The 883-nt window shown below is 59.7% G+C and carries 1 protein-coding gene and 1 pseudogene; both read left to right on the top strand.

The window, feature by feature from the left end:
- Positions 1–364, top strand: a pseudogene (locus tag GCT19_RS42310) (transposase); the annotation flags it as partial.
- Between the two features lie 131 nt (positions 365–495).
- The coding region (locus tag GCT19_RS42315; protein ID WP_152855115.1) for an IS110 family transposase at positions 496–883 on the top strand (388 nt) is incomplete at its 3' end.

An 883-nucleotide genomic window follows, 5' to 3' on the forward strand; every position in this document is an offset into this window, starting at 1 on the left:
CGAACTCGGGATCAGTCTGCCCGTGGGCAATGCGGTAATCAGACGCTTGCCTGCTGTGCTATCCGAGCACCCGTTGCCACCGCGACTGATCACAACGCTCGAGCGCCTGCATGCTCATTTCAAATATCTCAGCGAACAAATCGGAGAGATTGACCGCGAACTGGCGATGCAGCTGGCCGACAACGATCTAGGTCAACGTCTTCTCTCCATTCCGGGTGTCGGTCCTGTCACCGCAAGCGTGCTTGCCGCCGAGATCGGCGACGGCAAGCAGTATGCGAGCAGTCGGGACTTCGCAGCGTCCATTGGACTCGTGCCCCCACAATACAGCACGGGCGGCCGCACGAACCTGCTGGGTATCAGCAAGTCAGTATGACTCCCTGTGAGGCGAGGCTAGCCGCCGTGCGGATGTAAGCGCGGGTTAGCATGGCTGCCAGAGCCGCATTGAGTGGGGACGGATCCGCCGCTCAACGGTCTGTTTCCGGCACGGAGGCTAGCATGCACGACGATAGCACGTTGTACGTAGGGCTCGACGTTCACAAGGATTCAATCATGGTTGCCTACTCGGTCGATATGGGCGACGTAGAATTGCTGGGCAAGATCGGTACGACACAGATCGAAGTTGATCGCCTATGCAAACGGCTGCGATGCAAAGCACGACACATCTGCGTGGTCTACGAAGCCGGCCCATGCGGTTACGGCCTGTATCGACGACTGATCGACAAAGGCTTCGACTGCATGGTGTGCGCACCATCGCTCATCCCACGCAAGCCGGGTGAGCGCGTCAAGACGGACCGCCGCGACGCGATCAAGCTGGTGCGTTCACTGCGAGCCGGCGACCTGTCCGCCGTGCATGTACCAACGATGGAAGATGAAGCGTTTCGCG

The organism is Paraburkholderia atlantica (assembly GCF_009362785.1).
Lineage (GTDB): Bacteria > Pseudomonadota > Gammaproteobacteria > Burkholderiales > Burkholderiaceae > Paraburkholderia > Paraburkholderia atlantica.